This window comes from Amycolatopsis sp. NPDC054798 (assembly GCF_053611505.1).
In genome coordinates this window covers 77,903-100,578 of the sequence record NZ_JBSHAM010000020.1, presented here as the reverse complement: position 1 = coordinate 100,578, position 22,676 = coordinate 77,903, and the positions used below count along the sequence as shown (strand labels likewise).

Genomic DNA, 22,676 nt, shown 5'->3' with positions numbered 1-22,676 from the left:
GGCCGGTCCCTTCGATAGCGTCTGACGTTGAGTTCCGAGGAGGCTGAAATGGGTAAGGGCGCGCGTAAGAAGGGTCCCAAGCCGGACCGCAAGCCAAAGGTGCGCGACGTCTTCGTCGGCCAGCCGTTCGAGGGCCTGGCGGCGGAGCCGGAGCTGATCGCGCTGCGCGAGTTCGTCCCGTCCGCCACGGCGAAGCTCACGCTCGCCGACGGCGGCGACGTCACGCTCGGCACGGTGCTGCCCATGGCCGCCGCGGGGTTCGTCCGCTCGGACGGCGAGCGCTTCCTCGGCCTGCAGGTGCAGACGCGGTCCTCCGACATCAGCCGCGACCTCGGCCGCGCGCTTCGCTGGCTGCTCGACGCCGAACCGGGCGACGTGCTGTCGGTGCCGGACACGACCTCGCCCACCGACCCGGACGAGCACAACCGGCTCCAGGACCTGCTCGTGCCGAGCGCGGAACTGGAGGTCGCCCTCCACACCGACTTCGCGTGGTGGCTGCCCGAGGACGCGGACGCGACCGGCGACGTCGCGGTGTCGCTTGAGCGCGCGAACGCCGCGATCATGCCCACCGAGCGGCTCGGCTCCGGCGCGTACTGGGTGCTCGCCGGCGAGAAGGCGCACCTGCGCTGGGTTCGCCCGGAACCGGAGAACCTGCTGTTGCAAGCGCTTGCGCGGCTGTCCGCGGCGGGCACGCTCGGACTCGGCGAGGGCACTCGCTACGCCGGTTCGTTCCGCGCGCACGGCCTGCTCGTCCCGGTGTGGGACCTCGACCCGGAGGCGCACGCCAGGGAGTGGGCCGAGCCCAAGGACCAGCTCGGCGCCCGGCTGGACGAAGCGCTCAAGTCCCTCGACTCCGAGCCGCTCAACGCCGCCGAGCGGCGGGCCCGAGACGGTCTGATCGGGCGGCAGCTCACCATCCGCTGAGTTGTCCACCTGTGGACAACTCGACCTGGGTTGTCCACAGGTGGATGATCACCGCGTGATCCTCCACATCTGCACTCGCGACGAGTGGGCCGCGGTGCCCGCCGAAGGCGAATACCGCGCGTCATCGCTCGAAGACGTCGGATTCATCCACTGTTCGGATCCGGGCACGGTCGCCCTGCCCGCCAACGCGCTCTACCGCGGCCGAACCGGTCTGGTGCTGCTCGAAATCGACCCCAAGCTGGTCGACGCGCCCGTCCGCTGGGAGGACGGGGTGCCGCCGGACCCGCGCGGGATCCAGTTTCCGCACATCTACGGCCCGATCCCGCGAAACGCTGTGGTCGCGGTACACGATTTCCCCACTGACACCGGCGGCGCCTTGACGCTGCCCGAGTCGCTTTCCGTGCGCTGACCACCGGGGTCTGTGGCTACGGAAAGTAGCGACGGAGACCGGACAACCCTCGGGGGCGCTCGTGCGTGGTGGGGATGACGAGGAGCCGTCGCTCGACGCGGTCATCCAGGGAGGGGGCGATACGGTGACGGCAGCCGCATTGCCTCTGACGAGTGGAGATCCGCCCTGGGCCGGCCAGCGGGCAGAGGCCGTCAACCGCATCACCGACTTCGGCGACTTCGTGCGCGAGGCCCTGCCCGGACTGCTCCGCTACGGCCACGTGCTCACCGGAAACCCGCACGACGCCGCGGACCTCGTCCAGACCGTGCTCGAAAAGATCGGCGCGCGCTGGTCGTACGTGCAGCAGAAGACCGGCGACCCGCTGGCCTACGTGCGGCGTTCGATGGCGAACGCGCACGTCAGCCGCTGGCGCCGGACGCGCCGGGAAAACCTGGTCGCGGACCTGCCCGACACCAGCCCGTGCGCGCCGAAGGATCCGTTCGAGCACGAGCCGCTGTGGCAGGCGTTGCGGGACCTTCCGCCGCGGCAGCGCACGGTGATGGTGTTGCGGTACTACGAAGGACTGTCCGAAGTGGAAATCGCCAAAGCGCTGGACATCAGCCAGGGGACGGTGAAAAGCCAAGCGAGCAAGGCGATTGCGTCCTTGCGGGCGAAACTGAAGACCCAGGAAGGAGGCGACGCTGGGTGACCGAGCCCGACGATCTGGAGCGGCGGCTCCGCGCCCTCCTCGCCGACGACCGGTTAGCCGTCGAACCAGCCGAGGACGCCGCGACCGCCATCGTGGCTGGTGCGCGCCGGCGGCGGCGCAGACAGCGGATCCTGACGTCCGCGGCCGGGGCGGCGTGCGTGCTGGCGGTGGCGTCGGCTGGGCTGGTGGTGATCCAGTTGCGCACCACGCAGCCCGCGGCAACCGAAGTCGCCGCCCGGCAGCCAGCGGCGGTCCAGCCTGCGCTGCCTTCTTCGGTGCCCCAGCCTGCTTCGAGCGCCGAATCGACGCAGGTGCAAGCGCCGTCCGCGCCGATGGAGACCAGCGTGGCCGATCCACCGGTGCCGCCCACGCGTCCGCACCACACGAAGCCCGCGCCGCCGCAGACCACGCCGTCGAAGGCCGCGTCCGGAGCGTTGGTGACCGCGGACGGCCTCGGTGCGGTGAAGCTCGGGATGACCGAGCAGCAGCTGACGGAGCAGGGCATGAAGCTCACGGCGGTCAAAGAGTCGGCCGGTTGCACTTACTACGACGTCAGCGGTGCTGGCGTTCCCGACGCGACAGCGGTCGTGTCTCCGGACAATCGCGTGGTCGCGGTGAAGCCCGACGGCGCTGCGCACACCCCGGAAGGCGTGGGCGACGGATCGCCGAAGGACCAGGTCACCGCGACCTATCCGGGCACGTCGGAGTCGGGGAGCGCGCTCGTGTCGCCCACCGGCGACCAGGGTGCGTATCACTTCACGCTGAATTCGGACGGGGCGGTCCAGGGCATCGAGGTCCGGGCGAAGACGCAGGATTGCGCCAGCTGAAAATTCCGCCGGGGGCGATGTCGATCTGGCTTCCCGCCGCTCGTGTAGCGGGTGACGGGCCGGTTCGCGGCCCGCGGAAGCGGAAGGACATCCCCGATGCGTTCGATCAGCGTCACCCTGAGCATCACCCTCGACGGTGTCGTCCAAGGCCCTGGCCGCAAGGATGAGGACCCGCTCGGTGGGTTCGACCTAGGCGGATGGGCGATCGGATACTCCGACGAAGTCATGACCCGCGAGATGGGCAAGGGCCTGAGCCAGCCTGGGGACATGGTGTTCGGCCGGCGCACCTGGGAGGATTTCTCCCGTGCATGGGGGCCTCGGACGGACGGGAATCCGTACACCGCGCACATGAACGCGGTCACGAAGTACGTCGTCTCCACCACCCTGGACAACGCGGACGCGTGGCAGAACTCGGTGTTGTTGCGCGGCTCCGCGGTGGAGACCGTGGCTGAGCTGAAAGCCTTGCCCGGCAAGGATCTTTCGATCATCGGCAGCGTTTCGCTGGTGCGCTCGCTGCACGCCGCCGGACTGGTCGACAACTACACGTTGCTGATCCATCCGTTGACGCTCGGCCGCGGCGCGCGGCTGTTCGACGCGCCGGCGCCGTTGACCGAGTTCTCGCTTGCCGGAAGCGTCGCGACCACCACCGGCGTGCTCATCGCGCAGTACGAGCGGCGCTGAAGTTATCCACATGGGGAAGCCCGGTTGTCCACACTGGGGACAACCGGGCTTCCAGGCCTGTTTCGAGCGTTACAGCGCGCCACCCGCGACCGGGGGCATCCCCGAGTCCGCGCCGGCGTCGCCGACGGCCTCGCGGTGCAGGAACTTCTCGATCTCGTAGACGTTGTCACCCGCGCGGCGCGCGACCGTGACGAGCGTCGACATCTGGGAGATCTCCTCGACCTGCTCCTTGAGGAACCACTGGGTGAACTGCTCGCTGATGTAGTCCTCCTCGGACCGGGCGGCCTTCGCCATCGCGGAGATGTCGGCGGCGACCTCCTTCTCCTGCTCCAGCGCGAGCTCAAGCAGCTCGAGCGGGGCGGAGAATTCGTTGCGGACCTCGCCGGTGCCGGGGATCTCGACGTGGTGGTCCCGGTCGAGCATGTACTGGACGAGCGCCATCGCGTGATTGCGCTCCTCCACCGACTGCTTGTAGAAGTGCTTCGCGAGCTGCGGCAGGTCCTCGTTGTCGAACCAGACCGCGAGCGCGATGTACTGCTGGGAGGCGTTGAACTCGTTGTGGATCTGCGCCTGCAGCAGTTCGTAGAACTTGGAGCGCGGTTCTTTCTTCGTGAGGGCCATGTCCATCACGGTACGTCAGTATTCGATTGTTTTCCACTTTTGGCTGGTGATCTCCACCCTATTAGGGTTACCATTCCTCAAGAAGGAAAGACTTATTTTGGTTAGGCTTCCCTTAATGTGTTTACCCTTATTAAGGAGAGGCTAACTTTTCTTCGGCGGGGGATCGCGGCGCACCGGGCACGACATGCAGCGCGGGCCGCCGCGTCCGGACCCCAGTTCGGACCCGGTGATCGGCAGCACCTCGATTCCCGCCGCGATCAGCCGTTCGTTGGTCTCCGCGTTGCGTTCGTACCCCACGACCACGCCCGGGGCCAGTGCCAGCGTGTTGTTGCCGTCGTCCCATTGCTCGCGTTCCGCGGTGACCGGGTCGAGGCCGGTGTCGATCACCCGCAGCCGGTCGATCTCCATCGCTTCCGCGGCGGCTTCGAGGAATGGCGTCGGGCCGGCCACTTTCACGCCGCCGTCGCCGGTCGGCTTGATAGTGAACGCGGTGAGGGAATCGCGCGCGAGCGGATACATCACGACGGCGTCGACATTGACCATCGTGCACACGGTGTCGAGATGCATCGTCGCGCGCGATTGTTCGATCGGCACCGCGACGACGGTGTGCGCGAGCCCGTCGGCGAATACGGAACGGGCGAGCGATTCGGCGCCGGCCGGAGTCGTGCGTTCGCCGACGCCGATCGCGACGACGCCGGGGGACAGCAGCATGACGTCGCCGCCTTCGATCGGCGCGGAATGCGCGCCGTAAGCGCGGGCGGCGTGGCGGAATCGCGGATGGTAGGCGTAAATGAGGTCGAGCAGCGCCGTTTCCCGCCGCCGCGCGGGCATGGTCAGCGACGAGATCGCGACGCGGTCGCCGATCCACGCGGACGAATCGCGGGTGAAAAGCAGGTTGGGCAACGGATCGACGGCGAAGTCGCGCGGATTGTGCATCATCCGCACCAGCGACGCGCCCTCGGCGGATGGCAGCTCCTCGAACGTCATGCCCGCCATCAGGACTTCGGCGAGCGCGGGCGCGTCCGCGCTCGCCAGATGCGACCTCAGCGAATCCGCGAGGTCGTTGCCGAGGCGGCGGTCGTCCACCGCGGCGTGGACGCCGGCCGCGTGCGCGCGCTGATCCTCCAGCGCGGTGCGAAGAACGTCGGCCAGCAGCAGCACTTCGACGCCGCGGCCGCGCAGGACGTCCGCGAACGCGTCGTGTTCCTGCTGAGCGCGGCTCACCCACGGGATGGAGTCGAAGAGGAGCTTGTCGTTGTTGCGGGGAGTGAGCCGTTTCAGCTCGTTTCCCGGCCGGTGCAGCAGGACTGCCCGAAGCGGCCCGACTTCGCTGTCCACCATGGGAGGTGCGGTCATCTCGCTCGTCTCGCTCACGAAAGGTGAGCCTAATGAGCGGGCATCACGGGAGCCAGGAAAGACGGCCTTTCAGCAACGAATAGCCGACGAAGGACACCACATCGAACAAAGTATGCGCGGCGATGAGCGGCCACAGCCGGTTGGAGCGCTGCCACACGCGGCCGAACACCAGCCCCATGACGAGGTTGCCGACGAACCCGCCGAACCCTTGGTAGAGGTGGTAGGAACCGCGAAGTACCGCGGCGCCGAACAGGGAGGCGTTCTCGCGCACGCCGAGCTGCCGCAGGCGCGTGAGCAGATAGCCGATCACGAGCACTTCCTCGGCGAAAGCGTTGCCGAACGCGGAAAGCGTCAGCGCGATCGGCCGCCACCAGGTATCGCCCAAAGTGGACGGTTGCACCGCGAGGCTGAAGCCGAGGTGGTACGAGATGAAGTACAGCGCGAGTCCGGGAATGCCGATCAGCGCGGCGATTCCGACGGTGATGAGCGCATCGGTGCGGATGCGCCGGCTCAGGCCGATTTCGCGCAGTTTCAGCCCGGCCCGCCACAGCAGGTACAGCCCGAGCCCGCCCCAGCCGACCAGCTGCGCGGCGCTGAGCAGTTGCTGGAGCAGGTCCAGCAGGCTCGCGGCGGCGCGCGGTACGTTGAGCTGGACTTGCTGCTGCGCCAACGGAGTCGGGCGCAACAGAGAGTCCACAAGGGACAGCAGACTGCGCGCACCGGACATTCCGAGCGTGATGCCGAAAACGAGGATCAGCTCGATCTTGACCGCTCGCCGCTCGCGGGGGTCGGTGAGCTGGGCCGGGAACGCCGGAAGTGCCGGGTTGAGCCAGGATCGCAGGCCGCCGGGCCCTCCGGAACGCTCTGTGGTGCGCATGAACGCACGCTACCGTCGGGGTATGCCGAGGACTATCGCCACCAACACGAAGGTTGAGCGCGCGGAACTGGTCGCGTTCCTGAAACCGCGTCACCGCGCGATCCTGGTGACCACCCGTGCCGACGGGCGGCCCCAGCTGTCCCCGAACACCTGCGGCGTCGACGCCGAGGGCCGCATTGTCATCGCGACTTATCCGAAGCGGGCGAAGGCGGTCAACCTCCGGCGCGACCCGAAGGTGTCGGTCTGCGTGCTGTCGGACGAGTGGAACGGCCCGTGGGTGCAGGTCGACGGGACCGCGGAGGTGATCGACCTGCCGGATTCGGTCGAGCCGCTGGTCGATTACTTCCGCAGCATCTCGGGCGAGCACCCGGACTGGGACGAGTATCGCGAGGCGATGCGCACCCAGGGCAAGAGCCTGATCCGGATCACGATCGACCGGTGGGGACCGATCGCCACCGGCGGTTTCCCGCCGGAGCTGGCGGACGACTGAGGTCCGTGAAGGACTCCTTGAGGGAATCTGATTCCCTCAAGGAGTCCTTCACGGCCAGTCAGTCCTCGCCGTGCTGGTGGCGCAGGAACGGGCAGCCGAGCAGCCGCCGCAGTTCCGCGGCCAGCTGTGGCGGGCTGTCGACTGTGCGGGAGAAGGCGAGGCGGACGTCGTGGTCGCCCGCGGTCGATTCGACGCGCAGGCGCAGGCCGTACCGGTCGAGGCCGAGCGGGCGGATCCGGCCGCCGCGCAGTTCGGCCGGCAGGTGCCGGGCCAGCTGTTCCACCACGTCCGGATGGTCGCTTTCCAGGTGCCGCAGCCACTGCGCCTCGTAGTCGTGGAACGGGTCCGGCGGGGCCGCGCTGAACATGTGCGGCCGCAGCGAATGCGTGCCCTCCGCGTCGGCGAGAACCAGCGAGGCCGGGGTCAGCCGGAGCAGCGTGAGGCCGTGTCCGACGTCGAGAAGCCGGTGGTCCGGCCGCTGTTCGGCGATCGACACCGCACGCGCGCGGGCCGACACCTCCGTCAGCGGCCGGAGCCATCCGGTGATCCACAGCAGGCCGCGGATCGGTTCCCGCAGCGCCACTGGGGCGTGGTCGGCGAGCTCGACCATGACGGCGAGCTCGCCGCGCTGAGCCTGCCGGGACGCGCACACCATCGGGTGTTCGTCCGGCAGAAGAATGCTGACGCTTCCGCTGTGGTGCACGTGATGCAGGACGGGTTCGACGCGTTCGGCTTCGCAGCCGGCGCTCTCGACGGTCGGCATGATCGTCGCCGGGCCGCCGCGGGTCGCGATCGTCTTGGCGCGTTCGGCGGGGTTCGGCGCGGGCGGGCGGCGCACGGATACGGGTGCCTCGGTCACGGCTCACCTCCTACTTAGGTGAGCCTAACCTGAATTGACGCGCAAAGGGAAGAGCGCACGGGAAGATCACCCACGGTGCGGGAAAGCGCTGGTCAGCGGATCGACGAAACAGCGGGGCTGAGCGGATTGCGCCAATCGGCCCAGTGGATGCCGGGCGGAAATGCCCTCGAAAAGTGTCCGCAGAGCGAACGATTTTGTCCCCTTGCCGTACGCTACTAGCGTGTCAGTCGTGTCAAGCGCTGTGGAACTCACGCCACCCGGCCCCCGTGGAATTCCTCCCCTGTTCGCGCGGCTCGTCGACGACTCGGCGCTCTTCCCGCCCGCGGACGTCGCGATGCCGGAGGCGCTGCGCGCGCACTTCGCGTCGCGCAGCGGGGAACACGCCGGGGTGCTCGGGGTTTTCCTGTGCCAGGCCTCGCGGCTGCCGGAGCTGATCACCGAGCTGATCAAGATCAAGCCCAAGGAGCCGCTGCCGCTGTCGCTGATCATCGACACCGGGCTCGGCGGCGTTCCGAAGGCGATCTCGATCGTCGAATCGCGCAGCGAACTGCTGTCGCTGCGGATGGTCGAGATGCCCGCGCCGTCCGACGTCGACGAGGTGTGGCTCGAGCGCGTCTCGGAGTTCGTGCCCGAGGACGTGATCCGGGTGGTCGAACCGCGGCGCGGCGTCGGCTGGCTGGACGGCGTGCGCAACGTGATCGAGCACGGCAGCTGGCCGAAGATCCGCTGCGGCGGCAAGGCGGGGGAGAACTTCCCCAGCGTGGACGAGGTCGCGGACTTCCTGTCCGTGGTCAGCGGTTCGCCGGGGGCGTCGTTCAAGGCGACGAACAGCCTGCACCGCGCGGTCCGGCACGTCGACCCGGAGACCGGCTTCACGCACCACGGCTTCCTGAACCTGCTTGTCGCGTCGGCGCGCTGCCTCTCCGGCGGCGACGTTCGCGCGGCGCTGGAATCGACCGACGGCAAGGCGCTCGCGGACGAAGCGCGCGCGTTGCCGGAACCGGCCGCGAAGGCAGTGCGGGAGCTTTTCGGGTCGTACGCGGCGGCGTCGTTCGACGAGCCAGTGGCCGACCTGGGTGAACTCGAGCTGTTGTGAGCAGGGAGGGGTCGCTGACCCTCGACCGCGGTCTGGCGCTGCTGCAGGCGGTGGCCGATTCGGGCGAGCAGGCGGCGACCATCTCCGAACTCGCGGTGACCATCGGCGCGAGCCGCGCGGCGGTGTACCGGCTGCTGGTGCCGTTGTCCGAACGCGGCCTCATTTGGCGAGACGGCACGAAAGTGCGGCTCGGTGTCGGGGTGCTGCGGCTGGCCGGTCAGGTGCTGCCACAGCTGCGTGAGGCCGCGCGGCCGGTGTTGCGCGAGCTGGCCGAGAAGGTCGGCGCTACGGCCCATCTGACGGTCGCGCAGGGCGATCACGCGCAGGCGGTCGCGGTGGTGGAACCGTCGTGGACGAGTTACCACGTGGCGTACCGGGTCGGCAGCAGGCACGCGCTTGCCGCGGGCGCGGCGGGGCGGGCGATGGCGTTGCGGCCGGGTGGCACTGACCGATGGAGCGTTTCGAGCGGCGAGATCGAGGCTGGCGCTTCGGGGGTCGCCGCGCCGGTGCGCGGGGTGCCTGGGCTGCGGGCGAGCGTCGGGGTGATTTCGTTGGAGCCGTTGGCTTCGGACGACGTGGGGCCGTTGACCGTGGAGGCCGCTTTGAAGCTCGCCGAGGTACTGCGGACCTAGCGGCGAGACGCGGCGATCAGCGGACGGACCATGGCCAGCAGCAGCGCCAGGTCCACCGTGAACAGGAGCCGTTCGAACAGCCCGAGCGTCACTCCCTGCTGCGCGGGCCCGGTGAGCAGGGTGAACACGAAGCCGCCCAGCACCATCCCCACACTGGCGAAACTCGCGACGGCCAGCCTGCGGATCGTGGTGCGGCGCGGTTCCCACGGGCACGAGCGGCCGCCTCGGCGGGTCAGCAGCCAGGCGGCGGTGGGGAGCGCGAGGAACGCGGTGAGAGCGGCGGCGTTGTGCAGCTGGCCGTCGAAGGACCGGGCTTCGCCGTTGGGGTCGACTGGGACCGTCGCGCAGATCGTGAGGCCGGTGCACCAGACGCCGAGCAGGATGACGACCGCGGGCGAACGGCGGGCCTTGACGAGCCCGGCCAGCAACGCCAGCGAACCCAGCGCGAGAGCCAGGCACATGACGGCGAACAGCTGCGCGGCCGAGTGGTCGCCGAGCCTGCCGTAGACGTACTCCGACAGCGTCTGCCAGATCGGGCTGATCTGGGCGGAGAGCCGCAGGTGCAGGTCCGTGGCGATGGCTACGGCCGCCCCGATGCCGACCAGCGCGAGCTTGCCGTGCACCGGCGAAACCGGCGGCGCGGCGGCGCGTGAAGTCGTCGGCACGGGCGCTCCTCGGCAGTCATGGCGGAGGCCATGGCGTCACCGGGGGTTCACCTGGTCCTCGTTCGGGGGTTCCGAAGAGGCTACCCGGAGTTCCTGTGAAACCGCGGTTACCAGAGCAGCTGGGCCAGCGCGAACACGGCGAATCCGGCGAACACGAACCCGGCGGTCCGCTGGATCAGCTTCGGCCGGATCCGGTCGCGGATCTTCGCGCCGATGAACACCGCCAGTCCGGCGACCGACACCAGCGCGACGAACGCGCCGAGGCCGACCGCGAACGGATTGCCGAGGCGGGCGACGAGACCGGCTGTCGCCAGCTGTGAGGCGTCGCCCCACTCCGCGGCGAAGAGCACGCCGAACGACGTCAGCGCGGAGCGCAGGAACGTCACCGGCCCAGGACCGGACCGCGACGCGTCCTCGCCCGCATCGCGGCCTTCGGCGAAGCCCTCGCGCAGCAGCAGGAACGCGCCGACTCCGAACATCGCGGCGACCAGCACTGAAACAAGGGTTTCCGGCAAGAGCGTGAGCAGGCTTCCGAAAGCCACTGCGATCACGCATTGCACGGCGAATGCCACGCACACTCCGGCGAATACCGGCCAGGCGCGGAAACGGGTGGTGAGCACAAGGGTCGCGACAAGTGTCTTGTCCGGCAGCTCGACGGCCAGTACCAGGCCGAACGCGCTGAACAGAGCGATCAATGCGGGAGACATGGGTTCGTGCTCACCCCTTTCACTGCAACGATAAAGGGGTGATTCAGAAAGCCGCAAGCTGATGGGTTTCGCGAATTGCCTGTTCAGGTCGGCAGAATGCTCGCCGCCGGTTGGCCGGATAATTTTTTTCGGTGCACCGAATTCTGTTTTCCGGCTGCGGTACGGTGCGGGTCATGTCTGCTGACCACGTCGTCGTCACCACCACCGTCGACTCCGAAGCCGCCGCGCGCACCCTCGCCGCGAGCGCCATCGAGGCCCGGCTCGCCGCCTGCGCCCAGATCGTGGGGCCGATCACCAGCGTCTTCCGGTGGGAGGGCGAGGTGCAGACGGCGGCCGAATGGCGGGTCGAGTGCAAGACGGCCGCGGACCGCTCCGGCGCGCTGGAGGAGTTCCTGAACGTGCGGCACCCGTACGACCTGCCGGAGGTCATCGTCACGCCGATCATCGGCGGCAGCCCGCGGTATCTGTCGTGGCTCGTGGAGGAGACCCGCTGAGCACCACCTGATCGGGGGTAGCTCCGCCGTCGCCCGGCCGCGGATTTCAGCAGGTCGGCGGGACGTTGGTCCCGGTTAGTTCAGGACGTGTTGAACTGGCTGGCGCGAGTGCCCGCGCGGAGGATCGGACACGTGGATGTCCTTGAGCTCGCGCGGTGGCAGTTCGGCATCACCACCGTCTACCACTTCCTGATGGTCCCGCTGACCATCGGACTTTCGGTGCTGGTCGCGGCCATGCAGACCGCCTGGGTGCGCACCGGCAATCCGCGGCACCTGAAGATGACGAAGTTCTGGGGCAAACTGCTGCTCGTCAACTTCGCCATGGGCGTGGTCACCGGGATCGTGCAGGAATTCCAGTTCGGGATGAGCTGGAGCGCCTACTCCCGGTTCGTCGGCGACGTGTTCGGCGCGCCGCTCGCGATGGAAGGCCTCCTCGCGTTCTTCGTGGAGTCGGTCTTCCTCGGCCTGTGGATTTTCGGCTGGGACCGGCTTCCTCGTCGCGTGCACCTGGCCTGTGCCTGGGCGTTCTCGCTGGCCACGATGGCCTCGGCGTATTTCATTCTCGCCGCGAACTCGTGGATGCAGCATCCGGTGGGCGTCGAGTTCGTGGACGGCAAGCCGACGATGAACTCGATCGGCGCGGTGCTCACGAACAACACCGCGCTCGCCGCGATCCCGCACACCCTCGCCGGGGCGTTCTCGGTGGCGGCGGCGTTCCTGGTCGGCGTGGCCGGCTGGCACCTGTGGCGGCGGCGCTCGACCTCGGACGAACACCGCGACGTCTGGCGCTCGTCGCTGCGGCTCGGCAGCTGGGTCGGCATCGTGGCGTTCGCCGTGCTGGCGATCACCGGCGACATGCAGGGCAAGCTGATGTTCGAGCAGCAGCCGATGAAGATGGCGTCGGCGGAAGCGTTGTGCCACACGGAAAAACCGGCGAGCTTCTCGATCATCGCGATCGGCGACGTGGCGAACGCGAATTGCGAGGACGTCAAGACGTTCAACGTGCCCGCGCTGCTGTCTTTCCTGGCGCACAACGACTTCTCGACCGAGGTCAAGGGCGTGGAGAACCTGGTCACCGAATACCAGGCGAAATACGGCACCAACTACCCGGACGATCCGGCGCTTGGCTCGCTGGCGGGCAAGCCGATCGACTACGTGCCCAGCCTGCCGGTGACGTACTGGGGCTTCCGGATCATGATCGGCTTCGGCGCGATCTCGGCGGGCATCGGCCTGCTGGCCCTGTGGCTCACGCGCCGAGGCCGGATCCCCGGCGGACGCTGGTTCCCGCTGATGGTGCTCGGCGGCATCGCGACGCCGTTCATCGGCAACAGCGCGGGCTGGATCTTCACCGAGATGGGGCGGCAGCCGTTCGTGGTCGCGCCCAACCCGACCGGCGTCGAGGGCATGTGGATGTTCACGGCACAGGCGGTGTCGAAGCTGACCGTCGGCGAGGTGCTGACGTCGCTGATCTCGCTGACGGTGCTGTACGCGGTGCTGGGTGTGGTGGAGCTGTACCTGATGCGCAAGTACGTACGGGGCGGCGTGGACGCGGTGATGCCGCCTGCTGCTTCTTCTGATTCCGACGGTTCGGGCGGTTCTGATGATTCCGAGGACTCCGATGACCAGGCGCTTTCGTTCGCCTACTGACCCGGTGGAGCGGGCCGGGGTGCCGCCAGAGGACCCGGAGGGCCGGGTCTGGGCGCGGCCCGCTCCACTGGCCTGGACTGGGTGCCGAAGCGAGTCTCCCGCCGCGAAGGCAGCCCCCACCCTCACCGGGGGGACGCCCCGTACCCAGCGTAATCGCGCGGTGGCTCTCGCGGGTTACCCACAACAAATCTGTGGACAACTCGCTGGGTTGTGGATAACTCAGGGCCATCGTGGGGACAACCCGGTGGCCGACCGGATGACGCCGGCAGTCGCCGGACGAGGTGAGTGGGCATGACACTCGAAACGCTGTGGTTCGCGATCGTCGCGTTGTTCTGGCTGGGGTATCTCTTCCTCGAAGGATTCGACTTCGGGGTCGGGATGCTCCTGCCGGTCCTCGGGAAAACGAACACCGAGCGGCGCGTCCTCGTCAACACCATCGGGCCGGTCTGGGATGGCAACGAGGTCTGGCTGATCGTCGCGGCCGGTGCGACCTTCGCGGCGTTCCCTGGCTGGTACGCGTCGCTTTTCTCGGGGGCGTACCTCCCGCTGCTGCTCGTCCTCATCGCGCTCATCGGGCGCGGCGTCGCGTTCGAGTACCGCGGCAAGGTCGACTCCGAACGGTGGCGGCGCGTCTGGGACCGCGTGATCATCATCGGTTCCTGGGTCCCGCCGCTGGGCGTCGGGCTGCTGCTCGCGACCACTGTGCTCGGCCTTCCGCTCGACGCGCAGGGCAACCGCGTCGGGTCGGCGTTCGAGTCGGTCCGGTGGGACACGTTGCTGGGCGCGGTGGCCATCGTCGGGTTCTCGCTCGTGCACGGGGCGGCGTTCCTCGCCCTGAAAACCACCGGTGAACTGCGGGAACGTGCGCGCACGCTAGCGCTGCGAATCCTTCCCGCCGGGCTGCTGCCGTTGGTCGCCTTCCTGGTGGTCGTCCAGGTCCGCGAAGGCAAACTGTGGACGCTCATCTCGCTGGTGATCGCCGTCCTCGCCGCGGTGGTGGCGTGGCTGCGGCTCTACGTCGACCGCGACGGGCAGACGTTCGCCGCGCTCGCGGTCGTCATCACGGCCGCCGCGGTGACCTTCTTCGGCGCGCTCTACCCGAACGTCCTGCCGTCCACGCTCGACCCGGCGCACTCGCTGACCATCATGAACACCGCGGTCAGCCACTACACGCTGACGGTGATGACCTGGGTCGGCGCGTTCGGGGCGCCAGCGGTGCTGATCTACCAAGGCTGGACCTACTGGGTGTTCCGCAAGCGCATCGGCGTCCAGCACATCCCGGCGGTGCACGCACCATGACCGAGCTTCCCGGCCGCGCACCCCTTTCCGCCACCGGGTCCCCCATGGACCCAGTGCGGCCGGGCAAGGGTCCGCTCGGCGCGCTTTCGGCCCTGGGGCCGGCCGCGCGCCGAGCGCTGATCCTGGTCGCGGTGCTGTCGTTCGGGAACGCGGTTTTCCTTGTCGGACAAGCCTTTCTGCTAGCGAACATCCTCGCGGACATCGTCTCCCGGGGGCTGGGGGAAGGGGGCCGCACCGTCCAGTTGGCTGTTCTGGTCGCGCTCGTCGTGGGCCGCGCGGGCACCAGCTGGGCGGTGCGGGTTGTCTCCGCGCGCGCCGCCGCGACCGCGCAACGCGACCTGCGCGCCCGCGTCGTCGACCACGCGTTGCGCCTCGGTCCGGAATGGCTCGCCCGGCGCGGCCACGGCGAACTCACGACGCTCGTCACGCGTGGCCTCGACGCACTCGATTCCTATTTCCGCGAGTACCTGCCCGCGCTCGTCACCGCCGCGGTCGTCCCGATCGCGGCGGGCGCGGCGATCCTGTGGACAGATTGGCCGTCTGCGGTGATCATCGCCGCGACGGTCCCGTTGCTGCCGATGTTCGCTGTCCTGGTCGGAAAATTCACCGCCGACCGCGTTTCCGGCGCGACGGACGCGGTGCACCGGATGTCCGGTTCCCTGCTCGAACTGGTGCGCGCGTTGCCCGTGCTCACCGCGTTCCGGCGGGCGGACGCACAGGCCGAGACCGTGCGGAAACTGTCGGAACGGCATCGTCGCGCGACGCTCAAGACGTTGCGGGTCGCGTTCTCCTCGGCGTTCGTGCTGGAACTCGCGGCGACGCTGTCGGTCGCGCTGGTCGCTGTCGTCATCGGCGTCCGGCTGGTGTCGGGATCGCTCCCGCTGGCGATCGGACTCGGCGTGCTGATCCTCGCGCCCGAGTGCTACCAGCCGATTCGCGCGGTCGGTGCGGCTTTCCACGCGAGCGAGGACGGCGTGGAAGCGGTCCGCCGGGTGACCGCGGTGCTCGCGGAGCCGGTCCCGGCCGAAGGGACGCGGACCGCGCCCTGTGGATCGTTGGTTGTGTCCGACCTAAAAGTCGCCCGGCGCGGCGGATTCGCCCCGGATGGCGAGAGTTTCTCGGTCCGGCGCGGCCAGCTCGTATGGCTGCGCGCCCCGAGCGGTGGCGGCAAATCGACAACGCTGGCGACGCTGCTGGGCTTCGTGCCGTCCTATGACGGGTCGGTGCTGGCCGGGGACGTCCCGCTCGCCGAAGCCGACCTCGAACGGTGGCGCGCCGGTATCGCGTGGGTTCCGCAGTCGCCGGTTTTCAGCGGCGGCACAGTGCGGGAAGAACTCGCGGTCGCTGGTTCGGACATCGATCCCGTGCTCGCTGAACTGGGCTTGCACGGTCTCGCCGACCGTCCAGTCGACCGGCTTTCCCAAGGGCAACGTCAGCGCGTCGCCGTGGCGCGAGCGTTGCTGCGCGTCCAGTCGGGTGCGTGGTTGCTGCTGCTGGACGAGCCGACCGCGCACCTGGACGACGTCAACGCTCGACGGGTGATGGACGCCGTAGAGCGAGCCGTCGAAAACGGTGCGGCGGCGGTCATCGCTGCTCACGAACGTTCTGCCGCAGTGGCCGTTTCGGACGAAGCTCCCGCCGCGGCAGTCGAGTCCATTTCGGACAGTGTCGAGGCCCGGCCGCTTCACTGGCGAATGTTGCTTGACCGACGCCTGTTCTCCGGTGCCTTGCTGGGTGCCTTGGCCCTACTGGCCGGGATCGCCCTTACCGCGACTTCTGGCTGGTTGATCGCCAAAGCGTCGTTGCAGCCGCCGATTCTGACCTTGACAGTCGCGGTCGTCGGAGTGCGCGCGTTCGGGTTGGGACGGGCCGGACTGCGGTATGTCGAACGGCTCGTCACGCACGACGCCGCTTTCCGGATCGCCGGACGGTTGCGGGTTCGGTTGTGGAACGCGTTGGTGCGCTTAGGTCCGGCGCGCAGCCTCGAAGCCGGGGAGAGCCAGCGGCGGCTGGTGACGGATGTCGACACGATGCGGGATCTCCTGCCGCGAGTCGTTTCGCCGCCGATCGTGGTCGGGCTGGTCGCGGCCGGGGCTATCGCGGTGCAGACGATGGTGCTGCCGTCGGCCGGTTTGGTGCTGGCGTTGACGGTGCTGGTGGGCTTGGCGGCACCGGCGGTCGCGCTGCGGTTGGAACGACGGGCGACTTCGGCGCTCGCGGCTGGCCGACGTGACGTCGCGGCGCGGGTGTTGGTGCTGTTCTCGTCGGCGGCGGAATTGCTCGCTTACGGCCGAGCGGCTTCGCGCCGCCGGGACTTGGCTTCGACGGACACCCAACTGGCCGCCGACACCCGGCGGCAAGCATTCGGCGCAGGCGCGGCGGATGCGCTGATCACGCTGGCGACCGGGGTGGCTGCGGTGGTCAGCACGATGCTGGCCGCGGGCGCTGTCGGCCGAGGGGAGCTGGCGGGGGTGATGGCGCCGCTGCTGGCGTTGGTGCCGTTGGCGCTCGCGGAGGTTCTGGCGTTGCTGCCGCAGGCGGCGGTGCATTGGGACACATTGCGGGCGGCTCGGGTTCGGCTTGGTGCGGTGGTTGGCGATTCGGAAGCCGGGCATTCACGGGACGAGGAAGCAGTTCGCGGGGTCGGCGGATCGGCGGGAACGCGGGACGCAGCCGCTGTTCAGGTTGCGGGCGAGCCTGGCCTGGACTGCCCAGCCGCAATTCAGTTGCGGGGCGCTGAACTGGGGTGGCCTGGCGGCGAGCCGGTGCTGAAGGACGTCGACTTGAGCGTGCCGACCGGGGCTTACGTCGCGGTCGTCGGGCCGAGCGGGGCGGGTAAGTCGACATTGGTGGCGGCTTTGCTGGGATTCCTTCAGCCGCGCGACGGCGAGGTTGTCGTGCCGGCGAAGGTCGCTTGGGCACCGCAGGAGCCGATGCTCGTGTCGACCACTGTGGCGGAGAACTTGCGGCTCGCGGATCCTCACGCGGAGACGGCCGATTTGCGTCGGGTGCTGGATCAGGCGCAGTTGCCGGAGCTGGATTTGACGACGGTGCTCGACAGCGCCGGGGCCGGGTTGTCCGGTGGGCAGGCGCAGCGGGTGGCGTTGGCGCGGGCGCTGCTGGCGGCTCCGTCGGCGGAGTTGGTGTTGCTCGACGAGCCGACGTCGCATCTGGACGAGCCGACGGCGAGGGCGTTGCGGGCGATGTTGCGTGCTGAGCTTGCCGGACGGACGGTCGTGCACGTAACGCACAATGCGGATGAAGAGCTGCAAGCGGACATCGTCTTCGAGGTCCGGGACGGGCGCGTCGTGCGCCGGGCGTTGCCGCGGGTGGCGGCGTGACGGAGGGTTGTTGGTGACGGTCACGATTTCGGGTCTGGGGCAGGGGGCCGCGCTAAGGTCGGAGTTGCTCATGGACCCGACACTCGCCGCGCGCGCACTCTCCGCGGCCACGGAGATCACCAGCACCGCGCTGTCCGGGGACGACCCGGAGGCGGTGCTGGAAACAGTCGTGGCCAGGGCTGTCGAACTCGCGGACGCCGACCTCGGCCTGGCGATGGTGAGCGCCGACGACGGCCGGGTCGTGGTCGAAGCGGCGTACGGCGTCGACGGCTTGCTCGCGGAAGTGCCGACGGGCGAGGTCGAAGGCGCGCCGGTCGGCGAGTTGCGCGGGCTGACGCTCGAGACGGAATCCGCGGCAGGCCAGGTCGCGCGCGGCAGCGAGCCGATCGCGGCGGAGGACTTCATCGTCGACCCGCGCACGGCCCCGTATGTGCCGGATGAACTGCGCGGATACGGGCCGTTCGCGGCCGCGCCGTTCGGGTCCGGCGGGCGGGTGCTCGGCGCGCTCACGGTGTACCGGCGGCAGGGTCGCGAGCCGTTCTCCGCGGGCACGGTCGAGATGCTCGCGGCGTTCGCGGCGCAGGCCGGCGTGGTGCTCGCGCTGGCGGAGGGGGCGAACGCGCGGCATCGCGTGACTCTCTATCAAGAGCGCGAACGCATCGCTCGCGAGCTGCACGACGTGATCGTGCAACGGCTCTACGGCACCGGAATGCAGCTGGACCGGGTACGCCGCAACATGCGCAAACGCTTCGCGCAGGCCGACGGGGCCCGGCTGTCCGACGCGATCGACCAGCTGGACCAGACCATCGAGGAAATCCGCGGCACCGTGCGCGCGCTGCGCTCCCCGGAGCCGCGCCACGACCCCGGCACCCCGACAGACCTCGCCGAATCCGCGCGCGGCGAAGTGCGCATCGCCGGTGAGCTGCTCGGGTATCCGCCGACCCTGGAGCTGTCCGGCGAGTTCGCCGATATCCCGGCCGAGCGGGCCGACCACATTCGAGCGGCGTTGCGCGAGGCACTGTCCAATGTGGTCCGACACTCCGGGGCGAGCGAGACTCGCGTGACGCTGACCCGCGATGTTGAGGGTGTGAAGCTTCGCGTGCGGGACAACGGGTCCGGGGTGCCGCAAGGGGTTGCGACTCGGGGGCTTCGGCATCTCGCGGAGCGGGCTGATGCTGCTGGGGGTCGGTTCTTTCTTAATTCGTCGCCTAGTTTGGGGACGCTTGTCGCGTTTGATCTGCCGCTGGAGTGAGTGGTTCGGGGATCATGTTGCGGTGTAGGGGTTTCGGTAATCGCAGCGCATCGCTTCGCCAGCTGCCTCGCGCTTTGGCTCGCGGTGTGGCCACGCTTTTCGACGCGGCTGTGGCGGTTCGTGACACGGCTACCGTACTGCGACGGCTCTTATCGCAACCGCAACGAATCCACCACGCTCGGTACGGGAGGAGGTCTGTGAGGGGAACCCTGAGGGACTCTGATTCCCTCAGGGTTCCCCTCACGGACCTCCGCAGGGGCAGGGATCCGCCACACCCGGCGTTACTAGCAGGACACACTGTGGCGGTTCACGCTGCAGCGTCTGCAGCCGCATTGCCCTGTCCGGCAAGGCAATAGTCCGCGCGAAACAGTCCGCGCGAAGGCGAGCCCGGGCGGCAGTCACCGCGCCGTGCCGTGCTGCGCGGAGCACGTCGCGGTAACCACATCGCACCGAGACCACATCGCACTGAGCCGTCATCGCGGCAGACTCCTTGCGCCAGCCGCAATAGCCCTGCACTGTGTCGTCGACCCCGCGTTGCGGCGACCTAGTGCCGTGTCGAAACGCCACACCGGCCTAGTGCTGTTTCGGAGCTGCCACCTCGAGCGAGCTGCCTAAAACCAGCAGCTGTCGTCTTGAAATCCGCCGCCTCGGATCGTCGTGAACGTGTTGCCGCTGCGGTTGTCCTGAAACGATTGTCCTGAATCGACCGCGGCAAACACGCTGTCTCAGCCTCGCGCCGTTGTGAACCCACCGCTGTGAACACACCGCGCACCAAGAGATTCAGCCTTCACGAGTCATCGAACACGCTCCTTCCCGCAAGCTCCGAACACTCTCGAACTCTCCCGCCCTGCCACCGAGCCGTTCCCCATGGTATCGGCAAATCGAACATCTATTCGGCACTCAATTGGGTGAACCAATCCACGGGGAACGGCTACCCTCAGCTCCGTCTTGACCGCCGAGAACCCCGTCCGCAGCAACGCGGGCGGGGTTGGGGCGCGGAATCAGCAGGGGTCAGTCGCGGGCAGCGAAGAAAGCGCGAATGTCACCGGCGAGCAGGTCGGGGCGTTCCATCGCGGCGAAGTGACCGCCTTCCTCGAAGCGGCTCCAGCGCACGATGTTCGTGTTGTCGCGCTCGGCGAAGGTCTTGATGGTCTGGAAGTCGTCCTTGAACACCGCCACTCCGGTACGCGCGTCGCTCACCCTCGGTTCCTCCTGCGCGCGGGCGTTCTCCAGATAGCTGCGGCTCATCCCGGACGCGGCGTTGGCGAACCAGTTCACGCTCACCTCCAGCAGGATCGTTTCCAGCGGCACGAGCGAGGTTCCGTTGCCGAAGGAGTTGAACAGTTCGCTGTAGGCGAGTAATCCGATCGGGGAGTCGCTGAGGCCGACGGAAACCGTTTGCGGGCGCGAGGCGTTCATCGTGTTGTAGCCACCGACTGATTGAAACCATTGCATGTGCTCGAGGCCGGCGTAGTCGGCCGGTTCGAGGCGTTCGAATTCGCCCGCGTCGCCGGACGGGAACGAGAACAGCTGCAGGACGTGCAGGCCGAGGAAACCGTCCGGGTTGAGCAGGCCGAGTTCCCTGGCGACCATCGCGCCGTTGTCCGAGCCGTGGATTCCGTAGCTCTCGTACCCGAGGCCGCGCATCAGCCGGTCGTACGCGGTGGCGACGCGGGCGACCGTCCAGCCGGACTCGGCGAGGGGCTGGGAGAAGCCGTAGCCGGGTGCGTCGGGGATGACGACGTCGAAGGCGTCCTCGGCGCGGCCGCCGTGGGCGACCGGGTCGACGAGCCGGTCGATCAGGTCGAGGTAGTCGACCGACGAACCGGGGTAGGTGTGCGCGAGCAGCAGCGGCGTCGCGCCGGGGTGGGCGGAGCGGACGTGGATGAAGTGGAACGTCTGGCCGTCGATCTCGGTGGTGAAGTGCGGGACGGAGTTGATCCGTGCTTCGGCGGCGCGCCAGTCGAAGGCCCGCCACGCTTCGACGGCCGTGCGCAGGTAGGAGTTCGGCGTCCCGGCGTCCCAATCGTCGGCCGGCGACGGCTGCGGCAGGCGGGTGCGGGCGAGACGGTCGTACAGGTCCGAGAGCTCGGCGTCGGTGATCTCGACGGTGAAGGGGCGGAGGGCGAGGGAGGCGGGTGCGTTCGTCATGAGAAGGACATTAGGAGGCTATTAGGTAGTATCAGTTCCTAATAGAAAAGGGAGTTTCGATGGCTGATCCGACGGCGCGGTTGCTGGCGCTTCTCGCTCTCCTGCAGACCGCTGCCGGGCGGAGCGGCAGGGAGCTGTCAGAACGGCTCGGCGTCTCGGCCCGGACCATCCGGAACGACGTCGAACGGCTGCGTGACCTGGGCTATCCCGTCGAGGCGACGCGCGGCAACGTCGGCGGCTATCGGCTCGGTTCCGGCGGAAAGCTGCCGCCGCTCCTGCTGGACGACGAGGAGGCGGTGGCGGTCACGGTCGGGCTGCGGGCCGCGGCGGGCATCTCCGGGATCGAGGAGGCGGGCACGCGGGCGCTCGCGAAGCTTGAGCAGGTCTTGCCGTCGAGGCTGCGTCCGACGGTCGACGCGCTGCGGTCGACCATCGACCGCGGTCCGGAGAACACCGGCACTGACGCGCCGGATCCGGAGGTCGACGGCACAGTGCTGCAGGAGGTCGCGCGGGCGATCCGGCACGTCGAATGGCTCCGGTTCGACTACGCGAACGAGCTGCGGCTGGTCGAGCCGTACCGGTTGCTCAGCTGGCAACGGCGTTGGTACCTGGTCGCCCGAGATCCGCAGGACGGCAGCTGGGCGACCTACCGTGTCGACCTGATGCGGCCGCGGATGCCGACCCGCCGCCGGTTCGAGCCGAATCCCTTGCCCGGCGGGGATTACACCGCCTTCGCGATGCGCACGATCGCGGCGAGCGGGTGGATCGTGCACGCGCGCCTGCGCATCGACGCCCCGGCGGAAAAGGTGCTGGCGCGGATCAATCCGGCGGTCGGCGTCGTCGAACCTATTGACGACAACCAGTGCGTGCTCGTCACCGGCGCGGACAGCCTGGACACCGTGGCTGTCTACATTGGAATGCTGATGATGGACTTCACCGTCGAATCGCCGCCGGAGCTGATTCCGCGGCTGCGGCTGCTGTCCGAACGCTACGGACGCGCCGTCGCGGGCAGCTGATTCACTTGCCGCGCCGGGCGATCCATGCCGCGGCCTGCGTGCGGCGCTGCATGCCGAGCTTCGCGAGCACGGACGTCACGTAGTTCTTCACCGTTTTCTCGGCGAGGAAAAGACGTTCGGCGATCTCGCGGTTCGACAGCCCCTGCCCGATCAGCTCCAGGACGTCGCGTTCGCGGTCGGTCAGGGCGGCCAGCTCGTCGGTCGGCGGGTGGCGCAGCTTGTCGAGCACGCGAGCGGTGCTGACCGGATCGAGCAGCGAGCGTCCGGCGGCGACCTCGCGTACCGCGTTCACCACGTCCTGGCCGCGAACCTGCTTGAGCAGATAGCCCGAAGCACCCGCCATGATCGCGCCGACCATGGCTTCCTCGTCATCGAACGCGGTGAGCATCAGACAGGCCGGCGGATTCGGCTTGGACCGCAGCTCGCGGCAGAGCGTGATGCCGTCGCCGTCACCGAGCCGGACATCGACGACCGCGACATCCGGCTCGACGTGCATGGCCACCGCGAGCGCCTCTTCGACGCTCCCGGCCTCGGCGACCACCTCCAGGTCGGCCTCGTCGCTGAGCAGGTCGCGCAGGCCCCGCCGGACGAGTTCGTGGTCGTCTACTAGCAGCACCTGGATCGGCATATGTCCAGGTTACGGG

General features: G+C 68.7%; 22 protein-coding genes. 14 read left to right on the top strand and 8 right to left on the bottom strand.

The window, feature by feature from the left end; genetic code table 11:
• The first annotated feature begins 48 nt into the window (after positions 1–48).
• From ACWGIC_RS15545 to ACWGIC_RS15525, 5 genes are all read left to right on the top strand, one after another.
• Positions 49–924, top strand: coding sequence for a DUF5926 family protein (locus ACWGIC_RS15545; RefSeq protein WP_452076587.1), 876 nt, complete (start codon positions 49–51; stop codon positions 922–924).
• 55 nt (positions 925–979) lie between these two features.
• Positions 980–1,333 (top strand): DUF952 domain-containing protein, encoded by a 354-nt coding sequence (locus ACWGIC_RS15540; protein WP_452076586.1) that lies wholly within the window; start codon positions 980–982, stop codon positions 1,331–1,333.
• Positions 1,334–1,478: 145 nt separating this feature from the next.
• Positions 1,479–2,021, top strand: a complete 543-nt coding sequence (locus ACWGIC_RS15535) for a SigE family RNA polymerase sigma factor (protein WP_452076602.1) — start codon at positions 1,479–1,481, stop codon at positions 2,019–2,021.
• Positions 2,018–2,848: a hypothetical protein gene (locus tag ACWGIC_RS15530; RefSeq protein WP_452076585.1), complete on the top strand. Its 831-nt coding sequence runs from the start codon at positions 2,018–2,020 to the stop codon at positions 2,846–2,848. Before ACWGIC_RS15535 ends, ACWGIC_RS15530 begins: the two co-directional genes overlap by 4 nt.
• A 96-nt stretch (positions 2,849–2,944) precedes the next feature.
• Complete coding sequence (locus ACWGIC_RS15525; protein ID WP_452076584.1) at positions 2,945–3,529, top strand: dihydrofolate reductase family protein; 585 nt, start codon at positions 2,945–2,947, stop codon at positions 3,527–3,529.
• 69 nt (positions 3,530–3,598) lie between these two features.
• On the opposite strand, the gene ACWGIC_RS15520 is transcribed toward ACWGIC_RS15525, so the two are convergent.
• From ACWGIC_RS15520 to ACWGIC_RS15510, 3 genes are all read right to left on the bottom strand, one after another.
• Entirely contained in the window at positions 3,599–4,150 is a 552-nt protein-coding gene (locus tag ACWGIC_RS15520) for a ferritin (protein ID WP_452076583.1), read from the bottom strand.
• Positions 4,151–4,291: 141 nt separating this feature from the next.
• Positions 4,292–5,488 carry an arginine deiminase gene (locus tag ACWGIC_RS15515; RefSeq protein WP_452076601.1) on the bottom strand — a complete coding sequence of 399 codons (1,197 nt, stop codon included), beginning with the start codon at positions 5,486–5,488 and terminating at the stop codon, positions 4,292–4,294.
• 61 nt (positions 5,489–5,549) lie between these two features.
• Positions 5,550–6,383 carry a CPBP family intramembrane glutamic endopeptidase gene (locus tag ACWGIC_RS15510; protein WP_452076582.1) on the bottom strand — a complete coding sequence of 278 codons (834 nt, stop codon included), beginning with the start codon at positions 6,381–6,383 and terminating at the stop codon, positions 5,550–5,552.
• A gap of 22 nt (positions 6,384–6,405) precedes the next feature.
• Here ACWGIC_RS15510 and ACWGIC_RS15505 point away from each other — a divergent pair, with 22 nt between their 5' ends.
• Positions 6,406–6,873: a PPOX class F420-dependent oxidoreductase gene (locus ACWGIC_RS15505; RefSeq protein ID WP_452076581.1), complete on the top strand. Its 468-nt coding sequence runs from the start codon at positions 6,406–6,408 to the stop codon at positions 6,871–6,873.
• Between the two features lie 58 nt (positions 6,874–6,931).
• Here the strand turns inward: ACWGIC_RS15505 and ACWGIC_RS15500 are convergent, their stop codons facing one another.
• Positions 6,932–7,732, bottom strand: coding sequence for a DUF2470 domain-containing protein (locus ACWGIC_RS15500; RefSeq protein WP_452076580.1), 801 nt, complete (start codon positions 7,730–7,732; stop codon positions 6,932–6,934).
• A gap of 241 nt (positions 7,733–7,973) precedes the next feature.
• On the opposite strand from ACWGIC_RS15500, the gene ACWGIC_RS15495 reads away from it, so the two are divergent.
• Together ACWGIC_RS15495 and ACWGIC_RS15490 are read left to right on the top strand one after the other, a co-directional pair.
• Positions 7,974–8,828 carry a hypothetical protein gene (locus ACWGIC_RS15495; protein ID WP_452076600.1) on the top strand — a complete coding sequence of 285 codons (855 nt, stop codon included), beginning with the start codon at positions 7,974–7,976 and terminating at the stop codon, positions 8,826–8,828.
• A complete protein-coding gene (locus tag ACWGIC_RS15490) occupies positions 8,825–9,460 on the top strand; it encodes an IclR family transcriptional regulator (protein WP_452076579.1) in 636 nt (211 codons plus the stop codon). Before ACWGIC_RS15495 ends, ACWGIC_RS15490 begins: the two co-directional genes overlap by 4 nt.
• Here the strand turns inward: ACWGIC_RS15490 and ACWGIC_RS15485 are convergent.
• Positions 9,457–10,125 (bottom strand): DUF998 domain-containing protein, encoded by a 669-nt coding sequence (locus ACWGIC_RS15485; RefSeq protein WP_452076578.1) that lies wholly within the window; start codon positions 10,123–10,125, stop codon positions 9,457–9,459. The two genes, ACWGIC_RS15490 and ACWGIC_RS15485, sit on opposite strands and share 4 nt — an antisense overlap.
• Before the next feature lie 107 nt (positions 10,126–10,232).
• Positions 10,233–10,832: a TMEM165/GDT1 family protein gene (locus ACWGIC_RS15480; protein WP_452076577.1), complete on the bottom strand. Its 600-nt coding sequence runs from the start codon at positions 10,830–10,832 to the stop codon at positions 10,233–10,235.
• A gap of 173 nt (positions 10,833–11,005) precedes the next feature.
• Here ACWGIC_RS15480 and cutA point away from each other — a divergent pair, with 173 nt between their 5' ends.
• The 5 genes from cutA (at position 11,006) to ACWGIC_RS15455 (ending at position 18,865) form a co-directional block, all read left to right on the top strand.
• Positions 11,006–11,326, top strand: a complete 321-nt coding sequence (gene cutA / locus ACWGIC_RS15475; RefSeq protein ID WP_452076576.1) for a divalent-cation tolerance protein CutA — start codon at positions 11,006–11,008, stop codon at positions 11,324–11,326.
• 132 nt (positions 11,327–11,458) lie between these two features.
• Entirely contained in the window at positions 11,459–12,973 is a 1,515-nt protein-coding gene (locus tag ACWGIC_RS15470; RefSeq protein WP_452076575.1) for a cytochrome ubiquinol oxidase subunit I, read from the top strand.
• Between the two features lie 291 nt (positions 12,974–13,264).
• Positions 13,265–14,272 carry a cytochrome d ubiquinol oxidase subunit II gene (gene cydB, locus ACWGIC_RS15465; protein WP_452076574.1) on the top strand — a complete coding sequence of 336 codons (1,008 nt, stop codon included), beginning with the start codon at positions 13,265–13,267 and terminating at the stop codon, positions 14,270–14,272.
• Positions 14,273–14,316: 44 nt separating this feature from the next.
• Positions 14,317–17,613: a thiol reductant ABC exporter subunit CydD gene (cydD, locus tag ACWGIC_RS15460; protein WP_452076599.1), complete on the top strand. Its 3,297-nt coding sequence runs from the start codon at positions 14,317–14,319 to the stop codon at positions 17,611–17,613.
• A 70-nt stretch (positions 17,614–17,683) separates the two neighbouring features.
• Entirely contained in the window at positions 17,684–18,865 is a 1,182-nt protein-coding gene (locus tag ACWGIC_RS15455) for a GAF domain-containing protein (RefSeq protein ID WP_452076573.1), read from the top strand.
• Between the two features lie 1,011 nt (positions 18,866–19,876).
• On the opposite strand, the gene ACWGIC_RS15450 is transcribed toward ACWGIC_RS15455, so the two are convergent.
• The gene (locus ACWGIC_RS15450) at positions 19,877–21,016 is read right to left on the bottom strand and encodes an epoxide hydrolase family protein (protein WP_452076572.1); all 1,140 of its coding nucleotides are present in this window, start codon (positions 21,014–21,016) and stop codon (positions 19,877–19,879) included.
• 59 nt (positions 21,017–21,075) lie between these two features.
• Here ACWGIC_RS15450 and ACWGIC_RS15445 point away from each other — a divergent pair, with 59 nt between their 5' ends.
• Positions 21,076–22,032 carry a helix-turn-helix transcriptional regulator gene (locus ACWGIC_RS15445; protein WP_452076571.1) on the top strand — a complete coding sequence of 319 codons (957 nt, stop codon included), beginning with the start codon at positions 21,076–21,078 and terminating at the stop codon, positions 22,030–22,032.
• A 1-nt stretch (position 22,033) separates the two neighbouring features.
• On the opposite strand, the gene ACWGIC_RS15440 is transcribed toward ACWGIC_RS15445, so the two are convergent.
• Positions 22,034–22,660, bottom strand: coding sequence for a response regulator (locus ACWGIC_RS15440; RefSeq protein ID WP_009085782.1), 627 nt, complete (start codon positions 22,658–22,660; stop codon positions 22,034–22,036).
• Between the last annotated feature and the right edge of the window lie 16 nt (positions 22,661–22,676).

Bases quoted from the DNA above. Each gene is read 5' to 3' on its own strand.
- ACWGIC_RS15545 (WP_452076587.1), top strand. From the start codon at position 49: ATGGGTAAGGGCGCGCGTAAGAAGGGTCCCAAGCCGGACCGCAAGCCA.
- ACWGIC_RS15525 (WP_452076584.1), top strand. From the start codon at position 2,945: ATGCGTTCGATCAGCGTCACCCTGAGCATCACCCTCGACGGTGTCGTC.
- ACWGIC_RS15520 (WP_452076583.1), bottom strand. From the start codon at position 4,150: ATGGCCCTCACGAAGAAAGAACCGCGCTCCAAGTTCTACGAACTGCTG.
- ACWGIC_RS15510 (WP_452076582.1), bottom strand. From the start codon at position 6,383: ATGCGCACCACAGAGCGTTCCGGAGGGCCCGGCGGCCTGCGATCCTGG.
- ACWGIC_RS15505 (WP_452076581.1), top strand. From the start codon at position 6,406: ATGCCGAGGACTATCGCCACCAACACGAAGGTTGAGCGCGCGGAACTG.
- ACWGIC_RS15480 (WP_452076577.1), bottom strand. From the start codon at position 10,832: ATGTCTCCCGCATTGATCGCTCTGTTCAGCGCGTTCGGCCTGGTACTG.
- cutA (WP_452076576.1), top strand. From the start codon at position 11,006: ATGTCTGCTGACCACGTCGTCGTCACCACCACCGTCGACTCCGAAGCC.
- cydB (WP_452076574.1), top strand. From the start codon at position 13,265: ATGACACTCGAAACGCTGTGGTTCGCGATCGTCGCGTTGTTCTGGCTG.
- cydD (WP_452076599.1), top strand. From the start codon at position 14,317: ATGGACCCAGTGCGGCCGGGCAAGGGTCCGCTCGGCGCGCTTTCGGCC.
- ACWGIC_RS15455 (WP_452076573.1), top strand. From the start codon at position 17,684: ATGGACCCGACACTCGCCGCGCGCGCACTCTCCGCGGCCACGGAGATC.
- ACWGIC_RS15450 (WP_452076572.1), bottom strand. From the start codon at position 21,016: ATGACGAACGCACCCGCCTCCCTCGCCCTCCGCCCCTTCACCGTCGAG.
- ACWGIC_RS15445 (WP_452076571.1), top strand. From the start codon at position 21,076: ATGGCTGATCCGACGGCGCGGTTGCTGGCGCTTCTCGCTCTCCTGCAG.
- ACWGIC_RS15440 (WP_009085782.1), bottom strand. From the start codon at position 22,660: ATGCCGATCCAGGTGCTGCTAGTAGACGACCACGAACTCGTCCGGCGG.